Source organism: Stenotrophomonas sp. Br8, from assembly GCF_014763005.1.
In the GTDB taxonomy this organism is placed as follows: Bacteria; Pseudomonadota; Gammaproteobacteria; order Xanthomonadales; family Xanthomonadaceae; genus Stenotrophomonas; species Stenotrophomonas lactitubi.
Map to the genome: position 1 here is coordinate 173,770 of NZ_JACGTN010000016.1, position 14,190 is coordinate 187,959.

14 protein-coding genes are annotated in these 14,190 nt (G+C 66.1%); 5 read left to right on the forward strand and 9 right to left on the reverse strand.

Annotation, left to right across the window (positions count from 1 at the left end; genetic code table 11):
- Window positions 1-70 precede the first annotated feature (70 nt).
- The 3 genes from H3005_RS14880 to H3005_RS14890 all read right to left on the reverse strand — a co-directional run bounded on the left by H3005_RS14880 (window position 71) and on the right by H3005_RS14890 (window position 3,215).
- On the reverse strand, window positions 71-373 hold the full coding sequence (locus tag H3005_RS14880; RefSeq protein ID WP_089241703.1) for a hypothetical protein: 303 nt from the start codon (window positions 371-373) through the stop codon (window positions 71-73).
- Between the two features lie 108 nt (window positions 374-481).
- Window positions 482-1,639, reverse strand: coding sequence for an MltA domain-containing protein (locus tag H3005_RS14885; protein ID WP_100554357.1), 1,158 nt, complete (start codon window positions 1,637-1,639; stop codon window positions 482-484).
- Window positions 1,640-1,706: 67 nt separating this feature from the next.
- Window positions 1,707-3,215: an alpha/beta hydrolase gene (locus tag H3005_RS14890; protein WP_100554516.1), complete on the reverse strand. Its 1,509-nt coding sequence runs from the start codon at window positions 3,213-3,215 to the stop codon at window positions 1,707-1,709.
- 127 nt (window positions 3,216-3,342) lie between these two features.
- Between H3005_RS14890 and H3005_RS14895 the strand changes: the two genes are divergently transcribed.
- The gene (locus H3005_RS14895) at window positions 3,343-5,052 is read left to right on the forward strand and encodes a sensor histidine kinase (protein ID WP_100554515.1); all 1,710 of its coding nucleotides are present in this window, start codon (window positions 3,343-3,345) and stop codon (window positions 5,050-5,052) included.
- Window positions 5,040-5,741, forward strand: a complete 702-nt coding sequence (locus tag H3005_RS14900) for a LytTR family DNA-binding domain-containing protein (RefSeq protein WP_100554356.1) — start codon at window positions 5,040-5,042, stop codon at window positions 5,739-5,741. Before H3005_RS14895 ends, H3005_RS14900 begins: the two co-directional genes overlap by 13 nt.
- Window positions 5,742-5,813: 72 nt before the next feature.
- On the opposite strand, the gene H3005_RS14905 is transcribed toward H3005_RS14900, so the two are convergent.
- The 5 genes from H3005_RS14905 to glnA form a co-directional block, all read right to left on the reverse strand.
- Entirely contained in the window at window positions 5,814-6,344 is a 531-nt protein-coding gene (locus H3005_RS14905) for a cytochrome b/b6 domain-containing protein (RefSeq protein ID WP_207764223.1), read from the reverse strand.
- Window positions 6,345-6,425: 81 nt separating this feature from the next.
- Window positions 6,426-7,172 carry an N-acetylmuramoyl-L-alanine amidase gene (locus H3005_RS14910; RefSeq protein ID WP_100554354.1) on the reverse strand — a complete coding sequence of 249 codons (747 nt, stop codon included), beginning with the start codon at window positions 7,170-7,172 and terminating at the stop codon, window positions 6,426-6,428.
- 196 nt (window positions 7,173-7,368) lie between these two features.
- Window positions 7,369-8,799: an ammonium transporter gene (gene amt, locus H3005_RS14915; RefSeq protein ID WP_191078492.1), complete on the reverse strand. Its 1,431-nt coding sequence runs from the start codon at window positions 8,797-8,799 to the stop codon at window positions 7,369-7,371.
- A gap of 22 nt (window positions 8,800-8,821) precedes the next feature.
- Complete coding sequence (locus tag H3005_RS14920) at window positions 8,822-9,160, reverse strand: P-II family nitrogen regulator (protein ID WP_004134334.1); 339 nt, start codon at window positions 9,158-9,160, stop codon at window positions 8,822-8,824.
- Window positions 9,161-9,509: 349 nt separating this feature from the next.
- On the reverse strand, window positions 9,510-10,919 hold the full coding sequence (glnA, locus tag H3005_RS14925) for a type I glutamate--ammonia ligase (RefSeq protein WP_089241713.1): 1,410 nt from the start codon (window positions 10,917-10,919) through the stop codon (window positions 9,510-9,512).
- A 219-nt stretch (window positions 10,920-11,138) separates the two neighbouring features.
- On the opposite strand from glnA, the gene H3005_RS14930 reads away from it, so the two are divergent.
- From H3005_RS14930 to H3005_RS14940, 3 genes are all read left to right on the forward strand, one after another.
- Window positions 11,139-11,933, forward strand: coding sequence for an undecaprenyl-diphosphate phosphatase (locus H3005_RS14930; RefSeq protein WP_100554352.1), 795 nt, complete (start codon window positions 11,139-11,141; stop codon window positions 11,931-11,933).
- 73 nt (window positions 11,934-12,006) lie between these two features.
- Window positions 12,007-12,831 carry an META and DUF4377 domain-containing protein gene (locus H3005_RS14935; RefSeq protein ID WP_191078493.1) on the forward strand — a complete coding sequence of 275 codons (825 nt, stop codon included), beginning with the start codon at window positions 12,007-12,009 and terminating at the stop codon, window positions 12,829-12,831.
- A 167-nt stretch (window positions 12,832-12,998) separates the two neighbouring features.
- Window positions 12,999-13,460 carry an META domain-containing protein gene (locus H3005_RS14940; RefSeq protein ID WP_100554350.1) on the forward strand — a complete coding sequence of 154 codons (462 nt, stop codon included), beginning with the start codon at window positions 12,999-13,001 and terminating at the stop codon, window positions 13,458-13,460.
- 110 nt (window positions 13,461-13,570) lie between these two features.
- On the opposite strand, the gene H3005_RS14945 is transcribed toward H3005_RS14940, so the two are convergent.
- Window positions 13,571-14,182 (reverse strand): YbhB/YbcL family Raf kinase inhibitor-like protein, encoded by a 612-nt coding sequence (locus H3005_RS14945; RefSeq protein WP_100554349.1) that lies wholly within the window; start codon window positions 14,180-14,182, stop codon window positions 13,571-13,573.
- Between the last annotated feature and the right edge of the window lie 8 nt (window positions 14,183-14,190).

The following is a 14,190-nucleotide window of genomic DNA, read 5'->3' on the forward strand; positions in this document are numbered from 1 at the left end:
GGAGGCTGGAAATGAAACTTTATAACATTTCAATTTCGCCAGCCATCCGATGATTGCAGGCCCCTCGACCTTAAACGGGGTAGCCGGTGGCTTCCCGGGCCTTCTTCCAGGCGATCTCAAACTCGCGTGCGCTGATCTCGTCGTCTTCGTCGAAATCCATGAACGACACCGGCTGGTCAGCCAGCAGGAAACGATCATCGCTGTGGGCATGCTCATCGGCCCAGACCATCTTGGTGCCGTAGATTTCGACCTGGCGCACGATCTTCTCGCCACGGGCTTCCATCAGCACGTTGCCCTTGCCCAGGCCCGACTCGGCCCAGTGCTTGTAGTACTTCTTCGTGTTGGATTTTGCGTTGTTCTTTGCGTATTTCATTGCATTTGTCCTGGCCGCAGGTGCGGCCGGAGAGATCGGAAGGGCGCCATTATCAGGCATATGGGGTCAGATCCCTTTCCTGCGGAAGGGGATCTGACCCCTGCTGACCTACTGCGGCAGCGCCACGCCCTTCGGCCACAGCATCCAGATATTGCCCTTCTGCTTCATGTCGCCGGCCAGCTTGCCGGCGGCATCGCCGCTGCCCCAGTACAGATCGGCGCGTACCTCGCCGGCAATGGCGCCACCGGTATCCTGCGCGGCCACCGGGCGCACCACCGGCGTGCCATCCGGGCGCGTGGTCGACAGCCACAGCAGGCTGCCCAGCGGTACCACGGTGCGATCCACTGCCACGCTGTAGCCGGCGGTCAGCGGCACGTTCAATGAACCACGCGGACCTTCCGGGCTGTCCGCGCTGCGCACGAAGAACACGTAGCTGGGATTGCTGCGCAGCAGCTCCGGTACGCGTGCCGGATGTGCCTTCGCCCACGCGCGGATCGTGTCCATGGTGACGTCTTCCTTCTTCAGCTCGCCCTGCTCCACCAGCCAGCGGCCGATCGCGCGATAGGGATGGCCGTTCTGTTCGGCATAGGCCAACCGCACCTGCCTGCCATCGGCCAGGCGCACGCGGCCCGAGCCCTGGATCTGCAGCAGCTGCAGGTCCATCGGATCGGTCAGCCAGGCCAGCACCGGCGCCTTGGCCCCCTTGCTGGCGATGCTGCCGGCATCGTCGTAGGGCTTCAGCACCTTGCCCTCCACGCGGCCGCGCAGGCGCTTGCCCTTCAATTCAGGGTAGAGACTCTCCAACTGCACCACCACCAGATCATCGGGTGTGCCATAGACCGGCACCGTGGCCTTGTCGGTGCGGGTGAGGCTGCCGGGGTAGATGGGCTCGTAATAGCCGGTGATCAGGCCGTCGGCGCGATGACCACCGGCGCGCAGGGAATAGACATCGAGATCGCGTTGCAGGAATGCGCGGATCGCGCCGGCGTCCTTGTCGGATACGGTGCTGGCGGTCGCGCAGGGCCTGGCCCAGGTCGCATCGTTCTTCAGCCGGGTGCAGCTGCTGCGCCAGGCGGCAAAGCCTGCCTGCAGGTCGGCATCGGATACGGCCGGCAACGTGTTCCAGTCGACCTTGGCGTAGGTGGCGGCAGGCGTTGCTGCGGCAGGGGCTTCGGGACGGGTGCCGGTGGTGGAACAGCCAGCAAGCACGGCAAGCGCAAGAAGGCTCCAGCACGTGCGGTTGAAGGGGGCGATGAGGTCAGTCATTGCCCCAATGTAGTGCAATCGGGCGTGGCGCAGGACCGGGATCGCATCCTGCGCCACACGATGGACCCTATCGCTTGCCGCCCAGCAACTCACTGCTGCGGGTGGCGAACACCGGCGGCGGCACGTCCAGCACGGTATCGCGCACGACGCGACCGGCGAGGAAGCCGACGATGCTGCGGGCGATGGCCGGGTTGCCTGTCCACAACTCGTTGTGATGGCTTGCGTTGCGCACCAGCAGCGAGTGGCCGTTGCTGAAGCCCGGCCGCAGTGCCTCGGCGTTGGCCGGGGGCGTACGCCCATCCAGCGTACCGCTGATGAACAGCACCGGCACCTCGCTGTGCAGCGGGCCGCGGAAGCCCTCACCCAGATCGGCCAGGCCGAGGCCATCGCCGATGGCCGGGAACGGGAAGTTCAGCCCGTCGCCGAACAGGCTCTGGCGGGCCTGTGCTTCGGCCAGCGCCCGGCGCTGCGGGCTCTGCCCGGAGGCGATGTCCATCGCCAGACCCATGGCCGGGAACTTCGCGAACTGGGCGCGCCCGATCAGCACCATATCTGCCAGCGGGTCGTAGTTGCCCGTCTCGGCCTCGCGCAGCACCAACGGCAGCCATTGCTGGGGGATGCGTTGCCCCAGCATGTTGGCGATGACGATCTGCGCGTCGTACAGGCCGATGCTGACCTGGCGGCCCTCATGCATGTGGCTGCGGCCCTGCCGCGGCTGTTCACGCAGCGCCTGCAGCACGCGGGTGACCGATCCGGCGAGATCGTCGAAGCCATCCTTGCGGGCAAGCACCGCCAGCTCCTGCAGCAGCGCGTCGCTGCTCAGCGGCAGCTTCAGCGTGTCGTCGGGACCTTCGGATCCCATCAGCACCACGCGCTCAAGACCGGCACCGTGCAGGCGCACCGTGGCCAGGGCCAGATGGGTGCCATAGCTCATGCCCCACAGGCTGATCTTCGGTACGTCCAGCGCGCGCCGCAGGTCGTCGAGGTCACCGGCACTCTCTGCCGTGGTGTAAGCGCCGAGATCGACACCGGCCTGACGCCAGAACGCTACGCACTTCGCCGCCGTGGCCTGCACTGCGGCCAGGGCCGTATCGCGCTGCAGCGGTTGGGCGTCGTCGAATCGTGTTTCATGCGGACATTCCGGCGGCGGCTCGGACTGGCCGGCGCCGCGCTGGTCGAGCAGCAGCACGTCCGTCTCGCGCCGCACCTGGTCGAACACCGGCCAGCGTGGACCACGCGCGGTATCGATTCCAGAACCACCCGGACCACCGGCCAGGTAGACCACCGGTGCGGCGCGGCCATTGCCGGCCGTTGCGCGCAGGCGCACCACCTTCAGGTGCAGGCGCGGACCGTCCGGCTCGCTGTGCCGTCGCGGCACCTCCAGCGTGGCGATCTCGGCAGCAATATCGCCATGGCCCTTGGTCTGCAGCGTGTAGGGCTCGAAGGCCAGCGCCGCCGGACCGGCCTGCGCGGGAATGGCGGCGGCGAGGGCCAGGCAGAGCGCGGCGAGGGCGACGGCCACGACGGGGCGACGAACCTGGAAACTGCCGGAAGACGTAGAGGCGCTGCGGGTCATGTTGGGCTCCGATGGAAGGATGTGCGCCGCCAGCATCTGCTCCCGCGGAGCGCTGCGGACGCGTCCATCTGCCGAACGTCTCCAGACGCCGGTCCAATGTCTCCACGCAACCGATACGATGGCCGCCATGCAGATCCCACGAACCCTGGCTGTCCTTGCTGTACTGCTTGCGGCCGTGGCTGCGTGGCTGATCGTGTCGACGCCGCCACCGGAAATGAGGGTTGTGCAGGGAGCACAGATGGCACCTGCGAATGTCGGGGTATCCGGCGGTCTGCCAACGCACCCACCGCAGCACCTGGCTTGGCGGCCGCTGGACCAGCAGCAGCTGGCGGAGTGGCGTGGCCCGTACTGGCTGCGCTGGCAGGTGCCAGCGCCGGAAAGCGGTGACGATCATGGACGTACAGTGAGGCTGTCGTTGCGCGCTGCCAGCCAGCTGTACTGGAACGGGATGCCATGGATCAGCAATGGCGCTGTTGGTCGCACGCCGGAAGAAGAGAAGCCGGGGCGCGTAGACGTCGTGCGCGTGCTACCGCCGCCGTCGGGCAACGCCACCGATGAACTGCTGGTGCTTGCATCCAGCCAGCAGCAGCGTTTCGCCCTGCATGGCGCGGATGCGATGGTGCTGATCGCGCCAGCCCCCGTGCTGTACGGGCAGATCATCCTGCCATGGCTGATTGCGGCCTTCGCCACCGGTGCGCTGGCAGCCGCATGCCTGTATTTCCTGGCGGTACTGCGTGGGCAGACACGCACGCCCGGCGCGCGCCTGCTGCTGGCACTGGGTGTGGTGGGGCTGGCGCTGCCCGCGGTCGAGGCGTGGCGATCATTGCTGGGCTACACCTATCCTTGGCATGGTGTTCGCCTGGTCGCGCTGCTGGCCCTGCATGTGGCCGCTGCAGTGCTGCTACCGGCATATCTCGCGCGTCGCTTCGAGGTTCCCGTGCCGAGGGCTGGCTGTTTCATCTATCTGGCGCTGATCATGGCAGCGGCCATCGCGCTGCCCGGCTTCGACACCCGCTCAGCGGCGGTGCTGCTGTTGAGCCTGCTCGCCTCGGCGTGGGTGCTGATGCGCGCGCCCGCCGACCAGGAAGACCGATGGCCGATCCTGGCGCTGCTGTCTGCGGGCCTGCTGGCGCTGCTGGTCGCACGCGGCGCCTTCCTTGATGGCCCTTACTTCCTGCTGCTGGCGGTGCTGATGGTGTTCCTTCTGCTGCGCCACGCTGCCCAGTTGCAGGCGCTCGACCGCCACAACGCCTGGCTGCGCGAAGAGCGCGCACGGCTTTCGTTGCAGTTGTTGCAACGGGGTATCCAGCCGCACTGGCTGATGAACACGCTGACCTGCCTGCAGGAACTGATCGAGCAGTCGCCGATGCGCGCCAGCCGCCTGGTGGAGTCGCTGGCCGATCAGTTCGATCGCCTGCGCGACAGCAGCAGCCGCCAGAGCATTCCCCTGCAGGATGAGTTGGCCTTGTGCCGCAGCCACCTGGATATCGTCGGCCTTGCCCTGGACCGGCGCATGGTGCTGGAGGTCGATGGCGGGGATGCGGCGATTTCGCTGCCGCCAGGCATCCTGCACGCACAGGTTGAAAATGCACTGACCCATGCCGGCGCTGTTGCCTGTGCACTGCACCCTTTCCGCCTGCACGTGCAGCGCGACAACGCGCGCTGGATACTGGAACTGCGCAGTGCGCGAGGCTCGGCCCCGCACCGCGGCCGTGGCACCGGTACACGTTACATCGAGGCCAGCCTGGCGGCGGCCAGCCCCACCGGCTGGAGCTTCGTGCAGGGCATCGACGGTGACCATTGGTGTGGCCGGATCGAGCTGACATGCGCATCCTGATCGTCGAGGACGAACCCCTGGTGCGACAGCGCCTGCTGCGCATGTGCAGCGAGTTGGCCGGTGCACGCGCGCGTTTCGATGCAGTGGCCGATCTGGAAGCGGCCGGCGACCGCTTGCAGCGCAGCGTCTATGACGGCCTGCTGCTGGACCTCAACCTTGGCGGCGACGATGGCTTCGAGCTGCTGCGCCGCGCTGTTGCCGGGCGCTACCAGTGCGTGGTGGTGTCGGCACACCGCGAACGCGCATTGCAGGCGTTCGAGCACGGCGTGCTCGACTTCGTGCCCAAGCCCTTCTCACGCGAGCGCCTCGCCCAGGCGCTGAAACGGCTGCTCGACGCAAGCCGCTACCGGCCCGGCTGCGCCCGCTATCTCGGCATCTGGCGTGCGCAGGGGACTACGCTGGTCGAACTGGCCGACGTGCAGTGGATCCGAGCGGACGGCGACTACAGTGAGCTGCGCATGCGCGATGGACGTAGCGAACTGCATGACAAATCGCTTGCCGGCCTGGGGCCATTACTGCCGCCGGAGTTCGTGCGTTGCCACCGCTCCCATGTCGTCAACCTGCGGCATGTCCGCAGCCTGCATGCCGCATCAGGCAGTCGTTACTGGGTCGTACTCAGCGACGGTACGGAGCTGCCCGTGGGCCGCGCGCATGTCGCGGCACTGCGCACTGAACTCAATCTGGACTGAGCCTGCGGCCCGCCCCCTCAGGGAGCTGCGACGACGGATGCGGGGCGCTGCGGCGAGCTTGCATTCCGACGGCTACCAGCGCATCCGCTTCAGGACCGGATTGCCCGAGGCATGGTGCTTGATCACCGCAGCGATGTGCAGGACAAGCAGGCCGGCAAGCACCATGCAGGCGTATTTGTGGGCCGCGTTGAACGCCGACGTCAGCTGAACGTCGATGAGCGGCGGTGGAAGGGTCAGCACGTTGAAGACGTTGATGTCCCTGTCCATCATCAGCACGCCGGTTATCAGCACCACGATCGTGGTCAGATAGATCGCGAAGTGTGCAAGGCGGGCAGCCCACCCCTCCGTACTCGTCGGTTGCACTGCACTTGCCCGCAGCACTGCCAGCAGCACGCGAAGGGCGAAGAACGGAATCAGCGTAAAGGTCAGCGAGACGTTGAGGAAGCCGATGGCATGCCGGGTAGCGTCCGCGACATCGAACAACGCCACGTAGAAGCCACTGAGGGTTGCCCACAGAATGATGATGGCTGAGAACCAGTGCAGCAGCACCTGGATTCTGGTGTAGGTCATTGAATATTGCTCGCCGGTAAGGCCGAGCGACATTAGGGGTTTACCTATCCAGTTTGAATCGGACAGCTTGCAAAACGCAGGGTGAGCGTTCGATTCGGTGAACCTGATCCGCTTTCAGGGCGTCTGCAGCAACAGCGAATGCAGGATGCGCGCGTCTTCGGCGTCGAGTGTTTTCGGCAGGGTGTCGCTACCCCGGAAACGGCGGTGGAACGCCCGTACCGCTGCTTCGCGGTTGTCGAGTGGATAGCCGAAGCGCCCCAACGCAGCCCATGCATCGAAGCCTTCCGGCGCAGCACCGTCGGCAGCGCGCGGCCACACGCCGAAACCAGCTTCAGCCAGCTGCTGCCACGGGAAGAAGCGACTGGGATCTTCCTTGCGCGTCGGCGCCAGGTCGGCGTGGCCGATCACCTGCCGCGGTGGGATGTTCAGCCGTTCAGTGAGATCGCGCAGCAGCACGATCAGTGATTCGATCTGCGCGGGGCTGAAGGGCGTACGGCCGTCATTGTCCAGCTCGATGCCGATGGACGCGGAGTTGAGGTCGGTGATGGTGCCCCAGCGCCCGGAGCCGGCGTGCCAGGCGCGGCGCTCATCGGCCACCAGCTGGTAGCGATGGCCATCGGCGCCGATCAGATAGTGCGCGCTGACCCGCCCGCCACTGTTGGCGGTACGCAGCGTGTGCAGGCTCTGCTGCACCGATTTCTGCTCGGTGTGGTGGATGACGATGATCACCGGCGTGCGCGCGTTCTGGTTCGGCGACGGCACCCAGGTGGCAAGCGGGTTGCGGATTTCCTGCGGCGTGGAGGCGCAGGCGGCCAGCAGCAGGCAGGCCGAGAGCATCAGGGAAGTGCGGATCGGGTGCATGCCCTGATTGTGCGTGATAAGCGCGGACGATGCAGTAGAGCCACGCCATGCGTGGCTGGGCCACCGACCGTGCCGACCAACGGTCGGCATCCACCAGGGCAGAGCAGTCCGGAGCAGGAGCAGTGCCAAGCAAGCTTGGCACCTACCAGAGCAGGTGCAGTGCCGACCAACGGTCGGCACCCACCATGTAGATGCATCAGGCCTCGTAGGCCGATTCACCGTGCGAGGTCACATCCAGGCCGGTACGCTCGGCCTCCTCGGTCACCCGCAGGCCGACCACCACCTTGACCAGCAGCAGGATGGCTGCGGTCACCACCGCCGACCAGACCACGGTGAGGCCGACGCTGACCACCTGCACCCACACCTGGTGGCCGATATCCAGATCGGCCTTGGTGCCGCCCAGCGACTGCGCGCTGAACACACCGGTGAGGATTGCGCCGACGATGCCGCCCACGCCATGCACACCGAACACGTCGGCGGTGTCGTCCACCTTCAGCAGGCGCTTGAGGCCGGTCACGCCCCACACGCAGACCACGCCAGCAACCAGGCCGATGACGATCGCGCCGAGCGGGCCAACAGTGCCGCACGCCGGGGTGATGCCGACCAGACCCGCCACCGCACCTGAGGCTGCGCCCAGTGCCGACGGCTTGCCTTTGCTGATGGCTTCAACCAGCGTCCAACCCAGCACCGCTGCGGCCGTGGCCAGCACAGTGTTGAGGAAGGCCAGCGAGGCGACGGTGTCGGCGGCAGCGGCCGAACCGGCATTGAAGCCGAACCAGCCGACCCACAGCAGCATCGCGCCGATATAGGTGAACGGCACGTTGTGCGGCTTCAGTGCGGTCTGCCCGTAGCCCAGGCGCTTGCCGACGAACCATGCAGCCACCAGACCGGCCACGCCGGCGTTGATGTGCACCACGGTGCCACCAGCGAAATCGATCGCGCCCATCTCACCCAGGTAACCACCACCCCAGACGATGTGCGCCATCGGGATGTAGCTGAGGGTGAACCACAGCGCCGAGAACAGCAGCACCGCGCGGAACTTGATGCGCTCGGCGAAGGCACCGACGATCAGCGCCGTGGTGATGCCGGCGAAGGTCGACTGGAAGGCGACGAACAGGTAGTCCGGCAGGCCCTTGATCGGCGTGTTGCCCACAGACTCCGGGGTGAAGCCCTTGAGGAAGGCGAATTCGGTGAATGAGCCGAAGAACGGATTGCCGGCGCTGAACACTGCGCTGTAGCCATAGGCCACCCACAGCAGCAGCACCAGCGAGAACACCACGAGGATCTGGCTGAGCACCGACAGCACGTTCTTCGAGCGCACCAGGCCGCCGTAGAACAGGGCCAGGCCCGGCACCACCATCAACAGCACCAGCAGGGTGGAGGTGAGCATCCAGGCAACGTCGCCATGGTCGTAGGCGGGCGCAGCCACCGCTTCGGCAGCAGCCGGCGCAACGGCGGTCGGGTCCTGCAGGGGCTCGACGGCCACGGCCTCGCTCTGCAGCGGCGTGACCTGGGCCTGGGCATGTGCACTGCCGGGCCAGATACCGGCGGCCAGCGCGCTGAGCAGCATCAGCAGGCACACCAGATGGAACCGGGCTTGCCACCCGATGAGAAGGCGCATCTTCATGGGGGAGTCTCCGGAAGGGGGTTTACAGCGCGTCAGCGCCGATTTCGCCGGTGCGGATGCGGATGACCTGCTCGACAGCGGTCACGAAGATCTTGCCGTCGCCGATCTTGCCGGTGCCTGCAGACGACTGGATCGCTTCGATCACGGCGTCGGCACGCTCGTCGGTGACGACGGTTTCGATCTTGATCTTGGGCAGGAAGTCGACAACGTACTCGGCACCGCGATACAGCTCGGTGTGGCCCTTCTGGCGGCCGAAGCCTTTCACTTCGGTCACGGTGATGCCCGACACGCCGGCATCGGACAGGGCCTCGCGGACCTCGTCGAGCTTGAACGGTCGGATGATGGCGGAGATCAGTTTCATGCGCATGTCCCGATGGTGGATGGGGCCAGCGCGCCAACGCGCGATGGCATCAGGCAACCACGGGCCATCGTGGTGATGGCCGTGGCTGTTGCACCGGACACGAACCGGGCCGGGACAGCCGTGCCTCTCTCCTTGCACGGCCGACGCGGGAGGGAGGGCGGCCCATGTCGCGTATCCGGTCTCTCTCTTGCCCCTGGATCGGGGGTCCTTGGCGTGGGGTCAGAGCCCTTTCATGCATGAAAGGGATCCGACCCCGTGCAACGACCCCGATCTGACCGCGGCTCCCCAGCCGCGAAGACGGATGCGATGGCGGCGGGTGGGAGGGGTTACCCACCGCCATCGCAACCGGTCAGCTGGCGTAGTACAACTGGTATTCCAGCGGGTGGGTCGCCGCGCGGAACTTGGTCACTTCCTGCATCTTCAGCGCGATGTAGCCGTCGATGAAGTCATCGCTCATCACGCCACCGGCCTTGAGGAACTCACGGTCCTTGTCCAGCGCTTCCAGGGCCTGGTCCAGCGAGGAGCAGACCTGCGGGATCAGCTTCTCTTCTTCCGGCGGCAGGTCGTACAGATCCTTGTCGCTCGGTGCGCCCGGGTCGATCTGGTTCTTGATGCCGTCCAGGCCGGCCATCATCAGCGCGGTGAAGGTCAGGTAGCCCGACTGGATCGGATCGGGGAAGCGCATTTCGATGCGACGCGCCTTCGGGTTGGACACCCACGGAATGCGGCACGAGGCCGAACGGTTGCGCGCCGAGTAGGCCAGCATCACCGGGGCTTCGTAACCCGGCACCAGGCGCTTGTAGCTGTTGGTACCCGAGTTGGCGAAGGCGTTGATGGCCTTGGCGTGCTTGAAGATGCCGCCGATGTACCACAGCGCCATCTGGCTCAGGCCGCCGTAGCCGTCACCGGAGAACAGGTTGGTGCCGCCCTTGGACAGCGACTGGTGCACGTGCATGCCGCTGCCGTTGTCGCCGACGATCGGCTTGGGCATGAAGGTGACGGTCTTGCCGTTGCGGTGGGCGACGTTCTTGATGACGTACTTCATCCGCAGCAGTTCGTCGGCCTTCTGCACCAGGGTGCTGAACTTGGTGCCGATCTCGCACTGGCCGGCGGTGGCCACTTCGTGGTGCTGCACTTCCACTTCGATGCCGACCTGTTCCAGGGTCTTGCACATCTCCGCACGCAGGTCATGCAGGGTGTCGGTCGGCGGCACCGGGAAGTAACCGCCCTTCACGCCCGGACGGTAGCCGCTGTTGGCGCCGTCGTACTTTGCGCCGCTGTTCCACGCCGCTTCTTCCGAATCGACCTGGAAGAAGGTGTGGCCCATTTCATTGGCGAAGCGCACCGAATCGAAGATGAAGAACTCCGGCTCCGGGCCGAAGAACGCGGTTTCGGCAATGCCCGAGGACTTCAGGTAGGACTCGGCACGCTTGGCGATGCCGCGCGGGCAACGGCCATACGGCTGCATGGTGGCCGGATCGAGGATGTCGCAGCTGATCACGATGGTCGGATCGGCGTAGAACGGGTCGACGTAGGCGCTGGCGGTATCCGGCAGCAGCACCATGTCCGATTCGGCGATGCCCTTCCAGCCGGCGATCGAGCTGCCATCGAACATCTTGCCTTCTTCGAACAGCGACGGCTCGACGATGCTGACCGGGAAGGTCACGTGCTGTTCGACACCACGCATGTCGACGAAGCGCAGATCGACGAACTCGATCTGGTTGTCCTTGATCAGCTTCTCTACGGTTTCCACGGACATCGGTACGACCTCGGATGGGGATGAATGCCTGCTGAGGTACAGCAATGACCGTGCCAACTTTTCGGCTTTCACAAGTCGTTGATTTCAAAGCCGCTGCCCCAACGGGGTGCAGAACCAGGTGCACCAAACGGGTGCGTCGATCACCGGACGCACCCGTTTGGTGCGGCATGGATCGTCTATTCTTTCGAGCTTCTTCCGCCGCCAGCGCCCGCACCGTCCATGTCCGATCTGCTCTCCGCCCTGCTGCTGGGCATCCTCGAAGGCTTGACCGAATTCCTGCCGATCTCCAGCACCGGCCACCTGCTGATCGCCCAGCACTGGCTGGGCGCGCGATCGGATTTCTTCAACATCATCATCCAGGCCGGTGCGATCCTGGCCGTGGTGCTGGTGTTCCGCCAGCGCCTGCTGCAGCTGGCCACCGGCTTCGGCCAGCGCGAGAACCGCGAGTACGTGTTCAAGCTCGGCGCGGCCTTCCTGGTGACCGCCGTGGTCGGCCTGGTGGTGCGCAAGGCCGGCTGGTCGCTGCCGGAAACCGTCAGCCCGGTGGCCTGGGCCCTGATCATCGGTGGCATCTGGATGCTGCTGGTGGAGGCCTATACCGCGCGCCTGCCCGACCGTGACCAGGTGACCTGGACGGTGGCCATCGGTGTCGGCCTGGCGCAGGTGGTGGCCGGTGTGTTCCCGGGTACCTCGCGCTCGGCCTCGGCGATCTTCCTGGCCATGCTGCTGGGCCTGAGCCGCCGCGCGGCCGCCGCCGAGTTCGTGTTCCTGGTCGGCATCCCCACCATGTTCGCCGCCAGCGCCTACACCTTCCTGGAACTGGCCAAGGAAGGAAACCTGGCCAGCGAGAACTGGACCGACGTCGGTGTCGCCTTCGTTGCCGCCGCCATCACCGGCTTCGTCGTAGTGAAGTGGCTGATGGGCTACATCAAGTCGCACCGCTTCACGGCCTTCGCCTTTTACCGCATCGCCCTGGGCGCTGCGTTGCTGCTGTGGTTGCCCTCCGGCAGCTGAACAGCGCCGGGGCACGGTAACCCCGTTGCCGGCCCCGATCCGTTTCCCCCTCGGTTCCCCAAGGAGAATCACCATGAACCGCAAGCTCACCCTGCTCCTCCCGCTGGCCCTGCTGGCCGCCTGCAGCCAGACCCCCGCCCCCGCCGGTACCGGTGGTGACGACCTGGCCCCGGCTGCGGCCAAGGCCGGCGACCAGAAGGCGCTGGCACACCTGGATGCGCAGCGCCTGCAGAGCCAGCACTGGCTGCTGCAGCAGGCCACCGCGGCCGATGGCAAGCGCATCGATGCGCTGTTCGCCCGCGAAGACAAGCCGGTCTCCCTGGACTTCGTTGATGGCCGCCTGTCGGTCAGCAACACCTGCAACCGCATGGGCGGCGGTTACACCCTGGCCGACGGCAAGCTGAGCGTGAGCGCGATGGCCTCGACCATGATGGCCTGCACCGACAAGGCGCTGATGGCGCTGGACGAAGCCGTCTCCAGCCGTCTGCAGGGCGAACTGAAGGCCGAACAGGACGCCAACGGCGTGCTGACCCTGACCACCGCCAAGGGCGACGTGCTGGTGTTCAACCCGGAACCGACCGCTGAAACCCGTTATGGCGGCGCCGGCGAGACCGTGTTCCTGGAAGTGGCGGCGAAGACCGAGAAGTGCTCGCACCCGCTGATCCCGGATTACCAGTGCCTGCAGGTGCGCGAAGTGAAGTTCGACGACAAGGGCCTGAAGCAGGGTGAGCCGGGCGCGTTCGAGAACTTCTACGGCAGCATCGAGGGCTACACCCACGAAGACGGCGTGCGCAACGTGGTGCGTGTGAAGCGCTACGAAGTGAAGAACCCGCCGGCCGATGCGCCGTCGCAGGCGTACGTGCTGGACATGGTGGTCGAGTCGGCCATCGAGAAGTGATGTAGAGCCGACTGTTAGTCGGCTGGCTCTTGAAGGGCGGCCGCGAGGTCGCCCTTCTTCGTTGTGGGTAGAGCCGGCCGCTGGCCGGCTGCTGCACACAGCTCCGGCGACATACGGAATATGCCGGCCAGCGGCCGGCACTACCTATATGCATCAAGGAGACCGACATGAAACGGACGTACATGCTCGCACTGGCCTTGCTGGCCATCGGTAGTGGCAGCAGTGCATACGCCGCCAGCACACCCACCACCGACCAGCTTGAAGCCCATCTGTGGCAACTCGCGCGCGCCACCGACGCGCAGGGCAAGCGCATCGACGCGTTGTTCGTCAGGGGCCGTGAGCCGTACACCCTGCGCTTCCAACCCGGCTACATGAGCGAGTTGAACCTGTGCAACTACGCAAGCAGCCAGTATCAGCTGCAGGGCGACCGGCTGATTCTGGAGAACGGGGTTGTTACCACAGCTGGCTGCATACGCGCCGAGGTTGCCGAGCAGCAACGGCGTGCCAGCACACTGGTCAATGGCCGGCCGGCCCCGACGCTCGCACTGGACGACAACGGCAGCCTGGTCCTGCGCAACGTGCATGGCGACACGGCGATATTCACCCCCGCGCCGCTGCCGGTGAAATGAAAAGGGCGGCCTTGGGCCGCCCTTCCTCGTTGACTGGCAAAGCCGGCCGCTGGCCGGCTGCCATCTACAGCGGATGCCGGCCAGCGGCCGGCACTACCCGAAGCCTGGTATCAGGCCAACGCCGGGTTCAATGTGTAGGTGCCGTGCAACGCTGCTTCGGCCAGCACGTGGCCGTGCATGGCTCGGAACGCATCGGCGGCGGTGAAGCGCTCGGGCAGCGGCAGCGAGGCGATGTCCAGCGCGAACACGCGGAAGAAGTAGCGATGCACGCGCTCGTCGTTGAACGGCGGGTACGGACCGTCGTAGCCGAGGTAGTCACCGGCCATGTCCGGATTGCCGGCGAACCAGCCGGTGAAATCGTTCAGGCCCTGGCGGCTGCCGGCCGGGCCGGCCGGCGCGGTCTTGCCCTTCACGACGAAGCCATCGCTGCAGCTGCCCGCGGCGATCTCCTGCACCGAGGCCGGGATGTCGGCCATCACCCAGTGCACGAAATCGCAGCGCGGCTGATCGCGCGGCACGCTCATGTCATCGCGGCCAACCGTCTCCGGCACTGTCGGTACGTCCGGGTCCACGCATACCAGCAGGAACGAGCGGGTGCCGTCGGGCACGCCGCTCCAGGCCAGGTGCGGGTTGCGGTCGGGGGCGAAGCCGTCGGCATCGCCGGCGGCGAACTCACGGTCGATCGGCGCGGCGTTGACCAGGCTGTGACTGCTCAGTTGCATCTGATGCT

What these genes read in the sequence shown, in the direction of transcription:
- H3005_RS14880 (WP_089241703.1), bottom strand. Translation starts at nt 373, where the DNA reads ATGAAATACGCAAAGAACAACGCAAAATCCAACACGAAGAAGTACTAC.
- H3005_RS14885 (WP_100554357.1), bottom strand. Translation starts at nt 1,639, where the DNA reads ATGACTGACCTCATCGCCCCCTTCAACCGCACGTGCTGGAGCCTTCTT.
- H3005_RS14890 (WP_100554516.1), bottom strand. Translation starts at nt 3,215, where the DNA reads ATGACCCGCAGCGCCTCTACGTCTTCCGGCAGTTTCCAGGTTCGTCGC.
- H3005_RS14895 (WP_100554515.1), top strand. Translation starts at nt 3,343, where the DNA reads ATGCAGATCCCACGAACCCTGGCTGTCCTTGCTGTACTGCTTGCGGCC.
- H3005_RS14900 (WP_100554356.1), top strand. Translation starts at nt 5,040, where the DNA reads ATGCGCATCCTGATCGTCGAGGACGAACCCCTGGTGCGACAGCGCCTG.
- H3005_RS14905 (WP_207764223.1), bottom strand. Translation starts at nt 6,344, where the DNA reads ATGTCGCTCGGCCTTACCGGCGAGCAATATTCAATGACCTACACCAGA.
- H3005_RS14910 (WP_100554354.1), bottom strand. Translation starts at nt 7,172, where the DNA reads ATGCACCCGATCCGCACTTCCCTGATGCTCTCGGCCTGCCTGCTGCTG.
- amt (WP_191078492.1), bottom strand. Translation starts at nt 8,799, where the DNA reads ATGAAGATGCGCCTTCTCATCGGGTGGCAAGCCCGGTTCCATCTGGTG.
- H3005_RS14920 (WP_004134334.1), bottom strand. Translation starts at nt 9,160, where the DNA reads ATGAAACTGATCTCCGCCATCATCCGACCGTTCAAGCTCGACGAGGTC.
- glnA (WP_089241713.1), bottom strand. Translation starts at nt 10,919, where the DNA reads ATGTCCGTGGAAACCGTAGAGAAGCTGATCAAGGACAACCAGATCGAG.
- H3005_RS14930 (WP_100554352.1), top strand. Translation starts at nt 11,139, where the DNA reads ATGTCCGATCTGCTCTCCGCCCTGCTGCTGGGCATCCTCGAAGGCTTG.
- H3005_RS14935 (WP_191078493.1), top strand. Translation starts at nt 12,007, where the DNA reads ATGAACCGCAAGCTCACCCTGCTCCTCCCGCTGGCCCTGCTGGCCGCC.
- H3005_RS14940 (WP_100554350.1), top strand. Translation starts at nt 12,999, where the DNA reads ATGAAACGGACGTACATGCTCGCACTGGCCTTGCTGGCCATCGGTAGT.
- H3005_RS14945 (WP_100554349.1), bottom strand. Translation starts at nt 14,182, where the DNA reads ATGCAACTGAGCAGTCACAGCCTGGTCAACGCCGCGCCGATCGACCGT.